Source organism: Cyclobacterium xiamenense, assembly GCF_900109255.1.
GTDB lineage: Bacteria > Bacteroidota > Bacteroidia > Cytophagales > Cyclobacteriaceae > Cyclobacterium > Cyclobacterium xiamenense.
In genome coordinates this window covers 86508-102916 of record NZ_FNZH01000010.1, presented here as the reverse complement: position 1 = coordinate 102916, position 16409 = coordinate 86508, and the positions used below count along the sequence as shown (strand labels likewise).

Below are 16409 nucleotides of genomic sequence, written 5' to 3'. Positions count from 1 at the left end.
CCGCAGCGAATGCCTGCTGTCAACCCAGACCAGTTCATCAAGCAAACATGAAAAAAAACCGGACCATCGACCGAAGAAAATTTATCCAATCCCTTTCAACAAGCGCATTTGGACTGGCATCGGTTCGCGTTTTTCCAAGCGAAAAAACGGCCTGGAACCGAGGGGAAAATGCTTTTGGACTTTCGGGTAAATCAAACACATCCCATGATGCCGGATGGCAAATAGGCATCGGGAAGGCGGTCATTACCCCTACCAACGGTGTTTGGCTGGCTGGCTATGGCAGAAAACGAGTGGCCGACGGAAAAATACACGATCTTTGGGCAAAGGTGATCGCGTTAAAAGACGCAGTTGGCCGGCGTGTGGTTCTGGTTACCACCGACCATATGGGTATGTCTAAAACCATTTACGAAAGGCTGTTCCGAGTGGTACAGCAAGAATTTGGATTGGCCCGTTCGGAGTTCATGCTAGCCTTTTCCCACAACCATTGCGGGCCTTGTCTGGAAGATGATTTGGTGGATTATTATCCCAGCGATGAAAAGCAGCGTGCGCAGGTGATCGAATACACCGCCTGGATGGAAAAGAAAGTGGTGGCTGCAGTAGCGGAAGCCCTGGCCAACTGGCAGGATTGCGCGCTACTACATGGAGAAGGAACCTGTAGCTTTGCGGTAAATAGGAGAGACAATAAGGAGGCGGAAGTTCCGGAAATGCTCGCCAAAGGCCTCCCACTGAAAGGAGCGGTAGACCATTACGTGCCGGTTTTGGCAGCAAAAGCACCGGGAGGACACTACTTGGCTGTTTTGTTCGGCTATGCATGCCACCCTACCACCCTGGATTTTACTACCTGGTGTGGCGACTACCCCGGATTTGCCCAAATCAATTTGGAAGAAAACTACCCAGGCACCGCCGCCATGTTTTTCAATGCATGTGGAGGGGATCAGAATCCGCTACCGCGAAGAAAGGTGGAGCTATGCAAAAAATACGGAGAAATGCTGTCCACTGCCGTGGAAGAAGTCCTGCGAACGAACATGCAGTCCATTTCGCCCGTCCTATCGCCCGCCTTTAGCTACGTGGATTTGGCCTACGAGGAACTGGTTGATTTGGAGAAATTGAAACCCATAGCCAGCGGTAGTCGCCCCTTGCAGGCGCGATGGGCGAACCGAATGATAAAAAAAATTGAAGCCGGAGAAAAGTTTTCCAATCGCTATCCCTTTCCGGTGCAAGCCTGGAAGATGGGAAAAGAGTTGCTGTTTATCGGAATGGGAGGAGAGGCGGTGGTGGATTATTCACTCCGGTTTAAGCAGGAGTTTCCCCAACGGACTTGGGTGTGCGGGTATGCCAATTACATGGCCGCCTACATCCCCTCCAGACGTGTATGGGAGGAAGGGGGCTACGAGGGCGGTCCGCATCTCGATGAATACGGCCACCCGGCTTGGAGATGGAGCGGAGATATCGAAGACCGGATTGCCGGAGCCGTCGCGAAAACTGTGAAGCAAACACAGGATACCGGTTGAGGCCGATCCTTTGCAGCGAATGCATTCGAAAACCAACGAAAAACCCAGCACTATGAAATCAACGACTGATCGCTTAACCCTTTACTTTATCTGGGCACTCGGATTTTTCGGGATCTGCCAGCCTGCTTTTTCACAGCAGTCCCCTTCCGGTTGGAAGGCCGCGGTGTCTTCCGTGTCCATTACACCGCAGGAATCCATGTGGATGGCGGGATATGCTGCCCGGGACCACCCTTCGGAAGGTATACGGCACGATATCTGGGCAAAAGCCCTGGTATTGGAAGATCGTTCCGGAAATCTGGCGGTACTTGTCACCACCGACCTAGTAGGTATACGGCAGGAACTGTCCGGTAGAATACGTGATCGGCTAATGGGGGAGTACGGATTGTCCAGGCAACAGGTGATCCTGAATAGTTCCCATACCCATACCGGACCCGAAACCGATTACGCCAGGTATCAATTCCAACTGGATCCGGTTCAATTGGATAAAATCAAAAGGTATGCGGAAGATCTGGAGGAAAAAATCGTTGCCTTGGTAGGCCAGACCCTACAATCGCTGGAACCGGTTCACCTGTACGCTGAAAACGGTGTGACCCGTTTTCAGGTAAATCGGAGAAATAATAAGGAGGCCAGCCTGCTACATCAGGCGGAATTGAATGGCCCCAATGACTACGCCGTACCGGTATTGAAAATAGCGAACCAGAAGGATGAAATGGTGGGCCTGGTTTTCGGTTATGCCTGTCATCCGACTGTATTGGCGGACTATTACATTTCAGGAGATTATGCCGGCTTTGCCCAGATGGAATTGGAAAAGCAGTATCCTGGAACCACCGCGCTCTTCTTTCAGGGCGCAGGTGCCGACCAGAACCCCCTGCCCCGACGGACGGTTCCCCTGGCCCACCAATACGGTAAGGAATTGGCTGCTGCAGTTGATCGGGTGCTACAGGAAGAAATGAGACCATTGGAAAGTGAATTGGCCACGGCTTATACTGAAATTGAGCTGACGTTTGCCAAACCTTCCCCCAGCCGGGAGGAATTGCTAGACATTACGAGTGAAAGCTCCGGGTATCCCGAATACCTGAAGCAAAATGCGAAAGTCTTAATCGCCAAACTGGATAAGGGCGAATCGTTGATCACGTCCTATCCCTATCCGGTCCAGGTTTGGAAATTGGGAGACCAGGCCCTTTTCTCTTTTGGCGGGGAATTGTTGGTCGGATACGCCCTGGCATTGAAACAGTTGTTTGGCCCGGATACCTTTGTTATGGGGTATTCCAACGATGTCATGGCCTATATCCCTACCAAGACCGTGTTAAAGGAAGGGGGCTACGAGGGGACGCGCTCGCCCATCTTTACCACTCCCTGGGCCTTCGATATTGAAGAACGGATCCTGTCGGAGGCAGTAAAGTTGGCAGTAAACATCGGGATAAAGGCGAAGGAGTATCCTTTGATTCAATAGGTGTCCACCCGGCTATGGGTGGGGAATTCGATCCTTGCCGGTTCGATTTGTTTTTGGTCGTTCCAATCAACCGATGGCCGCTATCTCATTCAGGAGATTCTGGGTAAAAGGAGTTTACCAAGGCATAGCTACCCAACAGGCTTTTGGATTTGCTTTGCATGAAAATAACCAGTAATACCGCTTATTTCACTGAAATTAACCCTGTAGTGATCGGGATTGAGTAGTAGTCCGACAGGGATCGGATGATCGGTTAAATGAATTAGTTGTATCCCATGACAAAAGTGCCCAAAAATCGACGAGAATTTTTAAAGCAGGCTTCGGTATGGAGCATGGGGATGTATCTTGGCGAGCCACTGTTTTCTGAGCGAATGTCCAGGATACCGCATTCCTCCCCTGCCGATCCTCTTTTAGATTGGTCCGACTGGAAGAAATACAGGACTTCGGTTCAACACCCCTGTCTGACCATTAAGGAGCAAAATGTCGCCAATGCAAAGGAAAACATCCGAAAGTATGATTGGGCGAAGGCACACGGTACAAGGATTCAGGATGTTATAGAGAATCACGTAGGACTGATTACGGATGATTTTTTGGAAATGATGATCGAAGAGACCACACCGGGGGACCCACTGTGGACGCCTTGTCCTTCATGCAGAGAGAAAGGAATGCCGGTCCATCCCCATGGTTTGTGGCATTGGGATGTGGCCTTGCCCCAACAGATAACCTGTACCGAATGTGGCGAGATTTTTCCAAACAGTCAATATCCCGAGAACATTGTCTTAAATACCAACTGGGGCAAACCACAAACGATCAAATTCTACGGGGGAGAACCGTTTCCGGTTTTTGGGTATAAAGAAGGCAGACCTGCTTTCAGTGCGAATATACGATCCCGGAAGGTTCAATGGATAGCAGGGTTTAGCAAGACGCTGGCGGAGGGTTTTCAGCTCCTTGGAAATCTGGAATATGCGTTGGCTTGTCGTAGAATCTTGCTTCGCCTTGCGCATTGCTATCCGAATTGGCTGGTTCATGTAGGATACGGTGAATATGCAGACATCAATCCGAAGATAGCGGCCATGACCATCAATAATCTGCCGACGCCTGAATTGTGTCCTCCCCCGAATAAGCCTGACCACAGTCTTTGGACCGGATATTGGAGTGCCGGAAGGGCGAGCGGTGTAGGTTTGGAATCAGATTTTATACGAAAAACAGTCGCTGCCTATGATCTTACCTGCAACGCAGGCTATCCGGATGGTAGCCCTGTGTATTCCACCGCTGAAAAAATAGCTATTGAAAGGGATTTATTACTGGAAAGTACGCTTCTGTTGGTCGGAGACAAAGGATTGAATAACAAATCGGTAAGCAACCGGACTGCGGTGGCTTTGGTGGGAAGGTGTTTGGGACATCCGGGCTTGTTCAGGTTTGGATTGGAGGGATTCAAAAAGACGGTAGATGAATGGTTTTTACCTGACGGTGCCACTAGCGAATCGCCTTTCTACGGCCTGATGACCTTGGGGGGGATTTGGGATATGGCCCAGGCTTCCCTTGGCTATTCGGATCCAGCAGGTTTCAGGGATAATGAAGGAACGCGCATGGATGATCTAAACCTTTATCGTGACACCAACTATCACCGTGTTTGGGAGGCTTTTTTCAATGGCTTGCAGGGGGATTTAGCTTACCCGCCCTATGCTGATTCATTTACCACCACAGGACTTGACGTGGCTTATGTAGAGCTAATGGTAGCCAACTACCCGGAGAAGGCTTCCTACCGATCCCTTTTGAAAGCATTGTGTACACCAACGCTCTCTCTCCATAGCGGATCGCCTTTATTTAACAATTCGTTCAATCCCACTACGGTAGATCCTGTTCTCACCTTGCCGTATGATCTTACCAAACCCAACGGATCTTCTTCTTTTTCCCTTTACTACCGTATCCCTGGTCTTGAGCGAAGGGCCGATGACGCGTTGAATTTACCGGATTGGTGCCCTCCTCACCTTCGGATAGGGCATTTGCGGTCCGGGAAGGACGGCAGAGAAAGTTTACTGCTGCTAAGTGCAAGCCATTGGGGAATTCACCATGAACAAGACAGCCTAAACCTTTACTACTGGAAAAAGGGAAAAGAATTGCTCTCGGACCTCGGGTATTTATGGGACCATCCCAAGAAATCTCAAAACATACGGACCCTGGCACATAACACAGTAGTCCTGAACGAAAAAGACCAGATCAAAGCGGGTAGGGGAGGTAAACTAGTGCATTACAACGCCTTTGAAAAAATAAAGATAATGGAGATGGCTTCCTCGGCATATGTCGAAGCAAGCACCTACAAGCGTACTTCTGTATTGGTAGATCACGGAAACGGTCATAACTATGCGGTAGATTTTTTCCGGGTAGCGGGTGGGGAAATTCAGGATTACGTGTTTCATGCTACAGGAGAGATTCACGCAATAAATGGCATACCGACGAGTTCTTGGAAAGAATCCTCCATTTACGACTTTTCAGCGGTGAAAACCGCAGAGGGAAATCACGTATGGGTTACCAAATGGAAAGCTGGGGCCGATTTAACGGCCGCGGCCTGGTCGGTGGGGCAGCTCGGAGAGAGGGTATTCCTCGCCACCGGTTGGGGACAGCGGGACTGGAAGAATGTAGATATTGGTGCGACCATCCCCTATATTGTCCGAAGGACAAAAGGGAAAGGCCTCAAGACGTTTATGTCAGTTTTTGAGGGCTTTGAAGGAAACCTACCCTTCGTAAAAAATGTAACCTGCCTGGAAGGATCGGGCATCATCGCCATCGATACCCTTGAGGGCAGGGATTATATCATGTCCTGTGATGATTCCGGTACATTAGCATTTGAGACGGCGAAGGGGATTCAAGTCCTCACTGGCCATTTTGCCGCCGCATCGGTTCGAAATGATCAACTGGTCTGGATGGAATCCATTGACTAAGTGCAGGGTAAACCGGAGATTTGGTCACGTTGAGAGGAACACAATGGACTATTTTCGTCAAAAGGATACTAAAACCGATAGAAACTATGAATTGCCACCTAGACCGAAGAAAATTTCTAAGCGCCATGACTTTGGCTAGTGCCGGAGTTACCCTCGGAGGACCTGCTTTTGCGTATCTCCCAAGTGAAAATAAGAAGCCGGCTCTCTTGGGCGGGCCCAAGGCACACCCGGGTCAGTTTCCGAGTTGGCCTGTTGCTGGAAGGAGTGATGAGCAGGGGCTGGTTGACGTTTTGCGAAGCAAAAAATGGGGTAGATTAAGTGGAAATTCGGTGGCTACTTTTGAAAATAAATTCAAGGAATTGACTGGTGCCAAACACTGCTTAGGGGTTTCCAGCGGGACAAACGCCCTGTACACTTCTTTGGGAGTGTTGGATATTGGTCCAGGGGATGAAGTAATCATTCCGGTATACACATTCATTGCCACCTATAACGTTGTTGTGTTGAATTACGCGTTACCACGATTTGTAGACACCGATTTAGAGAGTTTTCAAATTGACGCCACTAAAATCGAGCAGGCAATATCTCGAAATACAAGACTTATTATGCCCGTCCACATTGGAGGATCTCCGGCGGATATGGACACGGTCATGGAAATTGCAGGCAGACACGATATTCCAGTCATCGAGGATGCTTGTCAGGCACATTTGGCTGAGTGGAAGGGACAAAAAGTGGGGACGATTGGAATGGCCGGCGCATTCAGTTTTCAATCGAGTAAAAACCTAAATTCAGGAGAAGGCGGGGCGGTTCTATCCAATGATGATGCGTTCGCAAGGAACGCGTTTAATTTCCAAAATCAGAGCCGCGGAACCGATTCGGATTCAAGTACCTATCGATCCACAAGGGGGTCGAATCTGAGGATGACAGAGTTTCAGGGTAATTTATTGACGACACAAATGGACATGTTGTCGAGTCAGGCCAGGACACGTTCGCTTAACGCAACGTATCTTACGGAGTTGTTACGTGAAATACCCGGGATTTATCCAGCAAAAATGTATCCGGGTGTAACCGAAAGTGCCTATCATCTCTACATGTTCCGTTACGACAAGCGTGAATTTGCTGACATGCCGCGATCGAGGTTTTTGCAAGCGCTGGCTGCGGAAGGTGTTCCCTGTTCCGGCGGGTATCGAAGTATGAATAAAGAAGATTACGTGCAGCGCTTGGCAAAAAACAGGCACTATTTGAAGCTATATGGTGAAAAAGCCATGCAGGAATGGGTTGAAACCACTAGTTGTCCCCAGAACGATTTACTTTGCGAGCAGGCAGTATGGTTTACGCAATCCATGTTACTCGGAACCAAAAATGATATGGAGCAAATCGCGCAGGCTCTGGTAAAAATAAGAAACCACGCCGGAGAATTGGCTAAATCCGGATCCCCCGAAAAGGGTGATAAGAAGTGAATGACTATTGCCTGAAAGGAAGTTTTCGTTTGGCACGTAAGAGGATAATGAATCGAAAGACAATGTCTGGCTTTGCTTTTCAAAACAACTGTCCAGGAGGATTGAACTCTTTTCTTGCGTTAAATAAAAACGGTTATGTCTAAAAATATTACCCGAAGAAAATTCTTTTCCCACGCCGCGGCCACTGCTTCCGGCCTTGCCTTAGGTAGTAATTTGATTGATTTTTCAGGTACAGGCGAGACCCTGGATGAAGCCACGGATTTGATGGATGAAGTGCTAAAGTACCGAAAAATTGACTCCCATGCACATGTATACTTTACCCCCGACAGCCCTGAAATTCAGATTGATTTTGCAGATCGACTAGGAATCGAAAAGCTGGTTATTTCCAGACCCATGTCTCCGGGAAGCAAGGGATTGCCGGAAGAATTCGTTCGATGCAACAACCTGATACTAGATGCGGTGTCAAAATTTCCTGATCGTTTCATTGGACAGGCCACGCTGAATCCGACCTACCTGCAAGAATCGATGCATGAAATCGATCGGTGTATGGATCATGGGATGGTGGGATTGAAGCTATACAATCACGTTAAATTAAGCGACCCTTTATTTTACCCCATAATTGAGAAGTTCATTGATTTAAAGATGATCATTTTGATGCATATGGGAATCGGCAGATCACGGGTAGTTTTAGATGCCAGAGAGCCTAAAAATGTTTCTACCCCCGAGGATTTTGTTATCGCTGCGAAACGGTTTCCCGAAGCCATGTTTCAACTAGCTCATTTAGGAGGGGGAGGAGATTGGTTGGATGCTTGCAAGGCTGTAAAACCGTATAGCAATGTATACGTGGACCTTTCTGGTAGCAACAATGAGGCAGACATCATTCCTTTTGCATTGGAGCAGTTGGGTGAAGACCGCTTATTATTTGGATGCGATAACAGTTTTTATCAAGGTGTAGGCCATGTTTTGGCAGCTGAATTAAATGAAAATCAGCGAAAAAAGATATTTTTTGATAATTATAACTCGATTTTAAAAAAATCAGGAAAAAATGTGGATTGACAGCAACGCATACGTGGGTCATTGGCCCTTTCGTCAGGTAACGAATAATTCCTGTAAATCCGCCGTTGAACGAATGGAAAAGTTTGGGGTGGACATTTCCCTGGTGACCAACATGAATGGTGTTTTTTATAAAAACACACAAGCTGCCAACCAGGAACTGCATGCTGAGATCCGTTCGAACGGCCGGTGGAAGGAAAGATTACTTCCTTTCGCCGTCATCAATCCGATTTATTCGGGTTGGAGAAGAGATATGGAAGAAAGTCTTTCGAAATTAGGAATGAAAGGAATTCGACTATTTCCCAAATACCACCGGTATGAATTGACCAATCCTCATTGTGTCGAGTTGGTTAAAAGAGCGCGCGATAGGGGGGTGCCTGTCGGTCTCACTTTGCGAATGGTGGACAGCCGGCCGAGTTCCTGGTTGGACATCACCGACGAATGGACATTGAAGGATATTTTGCCCATCATCAAAGCGGTTCCGGATGGCCAATTTATGATTTTAAATATTGCCAATAGTACCGCCATGGAACAGGAAGGCTTGTCCTTGATCAAGAGGGCTAACGTTTTCATGGATACCTCCGGGAGGAATATAGTCGATCTGGGAGGATTGATGAGCACCTTTGGAAAAGATAAATTCGGCTTTGGCAGCCATTCGCCCATTCTGGATTACAGAACCGGGGCCTTAAGGATTGCTGCTCTCCGGGAAGAAGAGGCAAGTCCTGCGATCCGGCAGGATCTAATGTCAGGTAATATTATGAGGTTTATGAGGCTTTAAAAAAATGGAATCTAATGCACCGCTTCAGTCAGGCATCGAAATAAAGGAAAGTAGATTAAACCAAATCAACTCATGAAAACAATAACATCTTTAGTATTGATATTCTCCATGGCGTTACTCGGTATGAAGACCGCACATGCCCTTGTAGGAAAAGACCTGGATTCCATGCAATGGAAGGCCGGTGTGTCCAAAATAGACATCACGCCGAAGGATCCGATATGGCTGGCTGGTTATGGCGGAAGGGATCATCCATCGGAAGGCATGCTTCATCCCATTTGGATCAAGGCACTCGCCTTGGAAGATGCTTCCGGTAAGCAAGTAGTGCTGATCACATCGGACCTGCTTGGCATGCCAAAAGGCCTATCGGATCGCATCCGATCTGGGTTGAAAGAACGATACGGGCTTGAAAAATCCCAGATCATTATCAACAGTTCCCATACCCACTCCGGTCCGGTACTGGAAAATTCCCTCTCCGATATTTATCCCCTGGACGAAGCACAAAAGATACGGGTAAGCACGTATTCTGAGGAGCTGGTTACCGAGACGTTGCGGTTGGTGGAGGAAGCGCTGGATTCGCTTCAACCGGCGCATTTGTTCGTCGAAAATGGCGTTACCCGGTTTCAGGTAAACCGGAGAAACAACGCAGAAAACAGCTTGCTGCAGCAAACCGAGTTGCGGGGACCTAACGACTATGCGGTACCGGTAATCAAGGTAGCCAATGTGGCGGGAGAGATCCTGGCCATTGCATTTGGTTATGCCTGTCATCCGACGGTGTTAAGCGGCTATGCGATTTCTGGCGATTATCCGGGTTTTGCCCAGTTGGAACTGGAAAAAAATTATCCGGGCGCCGTGGCCCTATTTTTCCAGGGAGCAGGGGCCGACCAAAATCCCCTCCCGCGAAGGACGGTTTTTCTCGCGAAACAATACGGAAAAAGCCTGGCTGCCGCCGTGGAACGGGTGTTGAGCGAGGGGATGCGACCCCTGGAGGCACGTATCCAAACGGCGTATTCGGAGATCGATTTGGCCCTGTCCACTCCGCCAAGCATGGAAACGCTGACGGCATTTATTTCCACCGCTTCGGGTTATCAGAAGCGGTGGGCGACCCGCATGAAGGATGAGCGCGAGCAAGGACTGCCGGTTTTGACTGCGTATCCTTTTCCCGTTCAGGTGTGGACCCTGGGAGATCAGCCGATCATGACCTTGGGAGGGGAAACCGTAGTGGCCTATGCGCTGGAGCTTAAAAAGGTTTTTGGGCAGGACCTGGTGGTCATGGGCTACTCAAATGATGTAATGGGCTACATCCCCTCCACTACCATCCTTCGGGAAGGAGGCTACGAGGGGGCTTCTTCCCAAATGGTCTACGGGATGCCGAGTACCTGGGCGGCTACCCTTGAAATTGAGATTCTGCATGAATTTCTTCGCCTAGCAGAGCAGGTTGGCGTTCCAAAGGTGCAATCCGGTCTGTTACCCAATTAGACCCTTAATTTAAACCTCTTTTTTCATGGATAGGACGCATTAAAAATGGCAATTGACACGACAAAAAATACGGGCCAACAGTTGGAGGCAAAAAAATACTTTTCTGGTTTTAAACTGGCGCACGACACCTACAATGCCATTTCCAGTGCAAGCGATGGCAGTATTTACTACATTCTTTCCTCCGAATCCCTGGAAACAGGAGGCCGATTCTATGAATACAAGCCGTGCGAGGATCGAATCGTGTATATCGGAGACTTGACTGAACTATGCGGCGAAGGCTCCAAGAACGCCGTTCCCCAGGGAAAAAGCCATGTTTCGTTTTACGAGAGACAAGGGAAGCTGTATTTCGGTACGCATGTCGGTTTTTATGAACTGGTCGACGGTATCGAGCGGATGCCGGAGAATCCGCCAAATGGCGTTTCCACCTATCCCGGAGGACATCTTTTGTCCTACGATCTGGCCAGCCGGGAGGTGGAGGATTTGCTAGTGTTACCTGGGGGCGAAGGAATCTTGTCCATGACCATGGATCTGGACCGCGCTCAGATTTATGGCATCACCTGGCCTACGGGGCGTTTCTTCCACTACGATACCGAAGCGAAGACCCTGCAGGACCTGGGGCCGGTTTCCTTCCTTGGAGAAGCGGGAACTCCCGGGAAGGATTTCAGGACCCTATGCCGTTCTTTGTTTGTAGATCCCCGATGCGGCAGCGTTTATTTTTCCACCGCAGATGGAGCTATCTTTCGATACGATCCCGAGCAGAAAAAACTGCTGCAGGAGGAAGTACACCTGCGTTTGGATTATTTTGGGCAATACGATCCGACCCGACCGGGTAGTATGGCGTATAACTGGCGAAAGATTTTCTGGCACGAGTCCGAGCAAGTTGCCTATGGTGTGCATGGAAATTCCGGCTACCTGTTCCGCTTTGATCCCAGAAAAAAAACCGTGGAGCTTGTGGAACGGATCGTCTCCGAACCTTCCCGAAAAAGCGGAATGTTTGACCAGTTCAGTTACGGTTACCTGGGTTTCGACCACTGCATCGACAACGACACCATTTACTACCTGACCGGAGGACCCATCTATAAAAATGGAAAACGGGTCGAAGGTGTTGAATCAATTTCAAAGGGCGCAGCGAAGGGTCTCGAAAACCTTCATTTGGTCACGTTTCGGATACCGGATCGGCAGTACATCGATCACGGACCGATTCTGTACGCAGATGGAGCCATCCCGACTTATGTCAATTCCATCGCCATCGGAAAGGATGGTTATATTTATACCCTGGCGAGGTTTGATCAAGCGGGGACAATCATTCAGGACTTGATTAAAATTAAAGATCCGTTGCAGGGGTAACCCGGGAGAAATACAGCTACAGGCGATGCCGAGGTCAGGGCCAATATGCCGGGGAAGGGCCCCAAAGCCGATATGCCGGTGGAAGGAAGGCATGGCGGTACCTTCGCAAATTTTTGGGATTATTCGGTTGACCTGCATGCGTATATCCCTACCTTCGATGCAGCGGGAACCCGGGTCTTGTTTGATAGGGCAGCCCTTTGGGGAGTTTTTATTGGGAAAGAATTTGAAGGAGCCTCTACGAAAATTAATGTATGGCTTTCGGCCTTGTTTGCCTGCTTTATTACCGGTTTGTTACTGATCATTTACGCCGGCGCATGATTAGAAAAATGTGTTCCGACACGCAACGCGTTTGCTGAAAGACCCGATAAGCCCTGCCGTATTCAGGTTCCGGTGGGAATGGCCATTTGGTCCGATTCTGCCACTGATCTTTCAAGCAGGTGAAGCCATACATTCGTGTCTATCGATACAGGTACGTGTACATTTTTATTGCTACCTGCGGCTTATGAAATCACTCGGCAGGAATGGATCGGTGACAGGTAAATGGATTCAAAAAAAACTGGGGTGCTATATCTACCGGTCATGGACAGCTAGGAGCATTACTCCGTTACCGATAGAAATCCTGGTTTTCCTTGGTGACAATATCGATAGGCATGAAATACACTTGATCCACCGGAAGGTTAAGGGCCAGGTGATGGTACAGACTCATAAGTCCCCGGTATCCCTGTTCCTCCGGCTTGTGGCATATGAGGAAATCGATCAATCCGTTTTTTAGGTAATTTTGGTTTTCTTTGGAAAAATCATAACCAACGAGATGAATCTTTTTGTGTTTTTTTGATTCCAGAAACTGCGCTACCGAAAACACCCGGGAATTGGTTACAAAAATGACCTCAATATCCGGATGCTTCACGAAAGCCTTTTCGAGGTTCCGAAACACAGATTTTTTTTCCGTGTCTGTGATCGTCAGTTTGATCAGTTGGTGGTCTACGTCATTTTCGAAAAAATAGTTTTTAAATCCTTCTTCGATTTTGGAGTAATTGTACCGGTTCTTTTCCTTGGAAATGGTGATAAACAAAATCTTTTTCGTGTTTTTCATACCAAAGGTACAGAGGCGAGCTCCCAGGAATCCGCTTTGAAAAAGGGGAGGACCTATGTAAGAAAGGCTCCCATTTACCTCAATATTGCTATCGATAAAGACAAACGGTATGGAATGCTCCTGGCAGTACCGTGTGAATGAAATGGATTCTTTGACGAAGGAGGGGGCCATCAGGACCCCGTCGAAGCGTTTTTGCTGCCTAATTTTTTCGGTCGACGCGATAAAGGTGCTTTTGTCATTCAGGTCAAAGAAAAAGGTGGCTACAGAGATACCGTATTGCCTGATTTCTTCCTCCGCCCGTTTGATGCCCTTGAGGGGGGTATCCCAGAAGTCGGTTCTTTCGGATCCTCTCGGGATCAGTACAGCAAGCCGATAAACCTTTCCTGAAGCCAGTCGGCTGGCTAAGATATTAGGCTGGTAGTTAAGCTGCTTGATGATGTTCTCTATTTTCGATTTGGTCTTTGCGGATACACCCGTTCGGTTATGGATGACCCGGTCGACGGTACCTATAGACACATCTGCTAATCTGGCAATCTCTTTAACGCCGGATAACTTTTGATATTTTTTCATTCCTAAGGTATAACCCAATAAAGTAACTGGCTGTTTTAGCGGTCTAATAGTAAAATTTAGTGTAACTTGGCTAATTTAGGAAAATATATTTAAAGTCTTCCGTTTGAGGATTTGATCGATTTTATCGGTGGGTCTTATCCCGTTTCCCTATTTCAATCGAGGACGGGTGGTTCGATGTTCAGATTTTTACCACTACAGTCCATGCAGGCATTGTCAGAAGTTCGGTATATTATTTTTATAGTCCATTTTTTTTACTGCCATACGTACGCAAGGTCTTGCCATGGTTTCAAAGGGGAATGGTCTGGAAAACAGGATTGGAATGGCGTGCGCGGAGGGGTTATGCGCGGTAAAAAGGGCGTTTTTTTACCCAATGGAATCCCGATGCCACGGGCAACCTAATTTTTTTCTCAAATTTGGTTACATTGGTTACATTTGGTACCACTAAGAAACGGATACTTATGAAAAAAGGTACGGTTTGGACGGACCAGGAACTACTTGACGCACTTGCTGGATCCAATCAGGTAAACGAAGCCATTCTGCAGCTATATCAAGGTTATTACGCCGTTATGGAGAATTACATCGTTCAGAATAGCGGAACAGCAGCGGATGCCGCAGATACCATACAGGAGACCATGTTGGTATTTCTCAACATGGTGCAAACCGGAAAATTTCGGGGAGATTCCAGTATCAATTCGGTATTGTATGGTATCAACCGCAACATCTGGCTGACCACGCTAAGAAAACAAAAGAGTAGGGCTAACCGGGACCGGGCGTATACGAGTGAACAGGAAAGGGAAGTGAAGGATATCAGTAAAACGATGGAGGAAATGGAAGGCTACCAATTGGTTTTGTCCCTCTTTGAACGCCTTGGGAGCAAGTGTAAGCGTTTGTTGCACTTATTTTATTACGAAAGCATGTCGATGAAAGAGATCAGCGAAGCGGAGGGGTATACAAACGAGCAAGTGGCAAGGAATACAAAATACAAGTGCATGAAACAATTAATTGATCGCATCGAAGGCAATCCCCAACTTTACCAACTGGTAAAAAACGCATTGGAAAATGGAAAAGAAATACGATGATCCTTATTTGGTAGAATACCTGGACGGAAACCTCACGTCCGACGAAAAAGAGTTGTTCGAGAAGGAACTGGAACGTGACCCGTCGCTTCGCGATCGGGTGAACCTGTATCGCTACACGCTCCGTGCCATAAAATCCAACGGATATGAAACGTCTATCAAGGAGATTCAGCACGATTTTTTGAAACAGCGCATTGAAAACAAGGATTTTACGTCCATTTCCACTCCCAAACTCGAAAACAAGGTACGTCCCTTGCATTTTTGGGGGAGGATCGCAGCCAGTGTAGCCTTGTTGGGTACCCTGGGTTATGGGTTTTTCCTGCTGCAAAATGACGGCAATCAACTTTTCGAAGCAAACTACCTTTCCTATGAAATCACGGCGGACCGGGGAGTTGCCGAGCAGGAAAATTTGCTCGAATCGCTTTATTTGAAAGGAGATTTTAAGAACATGTTTCAGGCAATCGAGGGGAGTGAACCGGAAGCATATAGCTCGATGGAACTTTTGCTATTGGGTGCGGCCGCTTTGGAACTAAATCAGCCGTCGGAGGCGTTGCGTTACCTACAAACGTTGGAAGCAGAGAATGCCCGTAACGAGACCGATAATTTTCAAGACGAAGCAGACTTTTACATGGCACTTGCGTATTTGAAACAGGAGGCATATGAAGACGCACTAAGGCAAATCAAAAAAATAAATGATGACGATCAGCACAAATACCACTCCAGCTTTTCCTGGGCGGAAGTATTGAGTGTTCGCTTGCAAACACTACGCTAGTAGTTGAATGCTACAAAATTTTTTAGATTTTTTTCTTCCGGGATGGTTACATCTTTCTACTTAGCTGCAACCAAAGGGAAACTAAACAACATAAACAAATGATGCACAAACAAAAAAACCTGATTTCGGCAATCGTTTTAACGCTGTTTTTCGTCACAACCAGTTGCACTCCCGATGAGGATATGGTACCGGGAACTGGGGACGGAACCATGGGGATGCTTTTTAAATTGCAGGGCAATTCGGCTACGGCCGCCAATGCCAGAACGACTGCGACCGGGCTACAATTTACAGATGGATTTATTCAGATCCGGGAACTTGAATTGGAGCTGGAAGGAGATTTCGATACGGAAGGTTTGCCTGCTGCCGGGTCCTTCGATGACGATGACGACGAGGATGGAGACGAGTGGGAATACGAAATCAAGTTTGACGAAATCAAAAAGGTTACATTTGACCAATTTGACAGCGATGCGGATTTCTTTATTCAGATTCCGGAAGGCATTTATAAGGAAATTGAAATGGAAATAGATCTGATTGACTATCAAAACGAGCCTTCCATTCAATTAAACGGCACCTACACAAATGGTGACAATGAGGAAGTTCCATTTAGGTATGAATATTTTGGTGACGAAATCGATTTTGAAGTGGAAATTGAGGCAGAAAATGGTGGTTTTCGGGTCGATCGGGTTAATAATCCACTTATTCTCTTCGAGCTTATTCCTTCCCGTTGGTTTTCCACGATCAGTGGCGCGGAACTGGACGATGCCGATTTGGATGAAACGGGCGTAATGGTCATCAGTCGAACAAGTAACGTCTCTATTTATAGAAGAATAAGCGATAAGATCGCGGTAGACGCGGAAATTGAAATTGAGATTGATTGATTTGCT

The 16409-nt window shown here is 47.7% G+C and carries 13 protein-coding genes; 12 read left to right on the top strand and 1 reads right to left on the bottom strand.

What is annotated here, in order from left to right:
- Window positions 1-47: 47 nt before the first annotated feature.
- The 9 genes from BMW71_RS20865 (at window position 48) to BMW71_RS20825 (ending at window position 12332) form a co-directional block, all read left to right on the top strand.
- Window positions 48-1511 carry a neutral/alkaline non-lysosomal ceramidase N-terminal domain-containing protein gene (locus tag BMW71_RS20865; RefSeq protein ID WP_092178353.1) on the top strand — a complete coding sequence of 488 codons (1464 nt, stop codon included), beginning with the start codon at window positions 48-50 and terminating at the stop codon, window positions 1509-1511.
- Window positions 1512-1563: 52 nt separating this feature from the next.
- Window positions 1564-2964: a neutral/alkaline non-lysosomal ceramidase N-terminal domain-containing protein gene (locus BMW71_RS20860; protein ID WP_092178441.1), complete on the top strand. Its 1401-nt coding sequence runs from the start codon at window positions 1564-1566 to the stop codon at window positions 2962-2964.
- Window positions 2965-3236: 272 nt separating this feature from the next.
- Window positions 3237-5903 (top strand): heparinase II/III family protein, encoded by a 2667-nt coding sequence (locus tag BMW71_RS20855; RefSeq protein ID WP_143057720.1) that lies wholly within the window; start codon window positions 3237-3239, stop codon window positions 5901-5903.
- Between the two features lie 125 nt (window positions 5904-6028).
- Entirely contained in the window at window positions 6029-7360 is a 1332-nt protein-coding gene (locus tag BMW71_RS20850; RefSeq protein ID WP_218145616.1) for a DegT/DnrJ/EryC1/StrS family aminotransferase, read from the top strand.
- A gap of 135 nt (window positions 7361-7495) precedes the next feature.
- A complete protein-coding gene (locus tag BMW71_RS20845; protein WP_244891256.1) occupies window positions 7496-8416 on the top strand; it encodes an amidohydrolase family protein in 921 nt (306 codons plus the stop codon).
- On the top strand, window positions 8406-9191 hold the full coding sequence (locus BMW71_RS20840) for an amidohydrolase family protein (RefSeq protein ID WP_092178347.1): 786 nt from the start codon (window positions 8406-8408) through the stop codon (window positions 9189-9191). Before BMW71_RS20845 ends, BMW71_RS20840 begins: the two co-directional genes overlap by 11 nt.
- A gap of 72 nt (window positions 9192-9263) precedes the next feature.
- Window positions 9264-10667 carry a neutral/alkaline non-lysosomal ceramidase N-terminal domain-containing protein gene (locus BMW71_RS20835; protein WP_092178345.1) on the top strand — a complete coding sequence of 468 codons (1404 nt, stop codon included), beginning with the start codon at window positions 9264-9266 and terminating at the stop codon, window positions 10665-10667.
- Between the two features lie 45 nt (window positions 10668-10712).
- Window positions 10713-12014: an SMP-30/gluconolactonase/LRE family protein gene (locus BMW71_RS20830; protein WP_092178343.1), complete on the top strand. Its 1302-nt coding sequence runs from the start codon at window positions 10713-10715 to the stop codon at window positions 12012-12014.
- 78 nt (window positions 12015-12092) lie between these two features.
- On the top strand, window positions 12093-12332 hold the full coding sequence (locus tag BMW71_RS20825) for a hypothetical protein (RefSeq protein ID WP_143057719.1): 240 nt from the start codon (window positions 12093-12095) through the stop codon (window positions 12330-12332).
- A 286-nt stretch (window positions 12333-12618) separates the two neighbouring features.
- Here the strand turns inward: BMW71_RS20825 and BMW71_RS20820 are convergent, their stop codons facing one another.
- A complete protein-coding gene (locus BMW71_RS20820; protein WP_092178437.1) occupies window positions 12619-13677 on the bottom strand; it encodes a LacI family DNA-binding transcriptional regulator in 1059 nt (352 codons plus the stop codon).
- A gap of 458 nt (window positions 13678-14135) precedes the next feature.
- On the opposite strand from BMW71_RS20820, the gene BMW71_RS20815 reads away from it, so the two are divergent.
- From BMW71_RS20815 to BMW71_RS20805, 3 genes are all read left to right on the top strand, one after another.
- Window positions 14136-14756, top strand: a complete 621-nt coding sequence (locus BMW71_RS20815) for an RNA polymerase sigma factor (RefSeq protein WP_092178339.1) — start codon at window positions 14136-14138, stop codon at window positions 14754-14756.
- A complete protein-coding gene (locus BMW71_RS20810) occupies window positions 14737-15525 on the top strand; it encodes a hypothetical protein (RefSeq protein ID WP_092178337.1) in 789 nt (262 codons plus the stop codon). The genes BMW71_RS20815 and BMW71_RS20810 overlap by 20 nt, the downstream gene beginning before the upstream one ends.
- Before the next feature lie 98 nt (window positions 15526-15623).
- Window positions 15624-16403, top strand: a complete 780-nt coding sequence (locus BMW71_RS20805; protein ID WP_244891255.1) for a hypothetical protein — start codon at window positions 15624-15626, stop codon at window positions 16401-16403.
- Window positions 16404-16409 lie beyond the last annotated feature (6 nt).

Coding starts and splice junctions, on each gene's coding strand:
- BMW71_RS20860 (WP_092178441.1), top strand. CDS start 1,564: ATGAAATCAACGACTGATCGCTTAACCCTTTACTTTATCTGGGCACTC.
- BMW71_RS20805 (WP_244891255.1), top strand. CDS start 15,624: ATGATGCACAAACAAAAAAACCTGATTTCGGCAATCGTTTTAACGCTG.
- BMW71_RS20830 (WP_092178343.1), top strand. CDS start 10,713: ATGGCAATTGACACGACAAAAAATACGGGCCAACAGTTGGAGGCAAAA.
- BMW71_RS20855 (WP_143057720.1), top strand. CDS start 3,237: ATGACAAAAGTGCCCAAAAATCGACGAGAATTTTTAAAGCAGGCTTCG.
- BMW71_RS20820 (WP_092178437.1), bottom strand. CDS start 13,677: ATGAAAAAATATCAAAAGTTATCCGGCGTTAAAGAGATTGCCAGATTA.
- BMW71_RS20840 (WP_092178347.1), top strand. CDS start 8,406: ATGTGGATTGACAGCAACGCATACGTGGGTCATTGGCCCTTTCGTCAG.
- BMW71_RS20810 (WP_092178337.1), top strand. CDS start 14,737: ATGGAAAAGAAATACGATGATCCTTATTTGGTAGAATACCTGGACGGA.
- BMW71_RS20865 (WP_092178353.1), top strand. CDS start 48: ATGAAAAAAAACCGGACCATCGACCGAAGAAAATTTATCCAATCCCTT.
- BMW71_RS20835 (WP_092178345.1), top strand. CDS start 9,264: ATGAAAACAATAACATCTTTAGTATTGATATTCTCCATGGCGTTACTC.
- BMW71_RS20815 (WP_092178339.1), top strand. CDS start 14,136: ATGAAAAAAGGTACGGTTTGGACGGACCAGGAACTACTTGACGCACTT.
- BMW71_RS20850 (WP_218145616.1), top strand. CDS start 6,029: ATGACTTTGGCTAGTGCCGGAGTTACCCTCGGAGGACCTGCTTTTGCG.
- BMW71_RS20845 (WP_244891256.1), top strand. CDS start 7,496: ATGTCTAAAAATATTACCCGAAGAAAATTCTTTTCCCACGCCGCGGCC.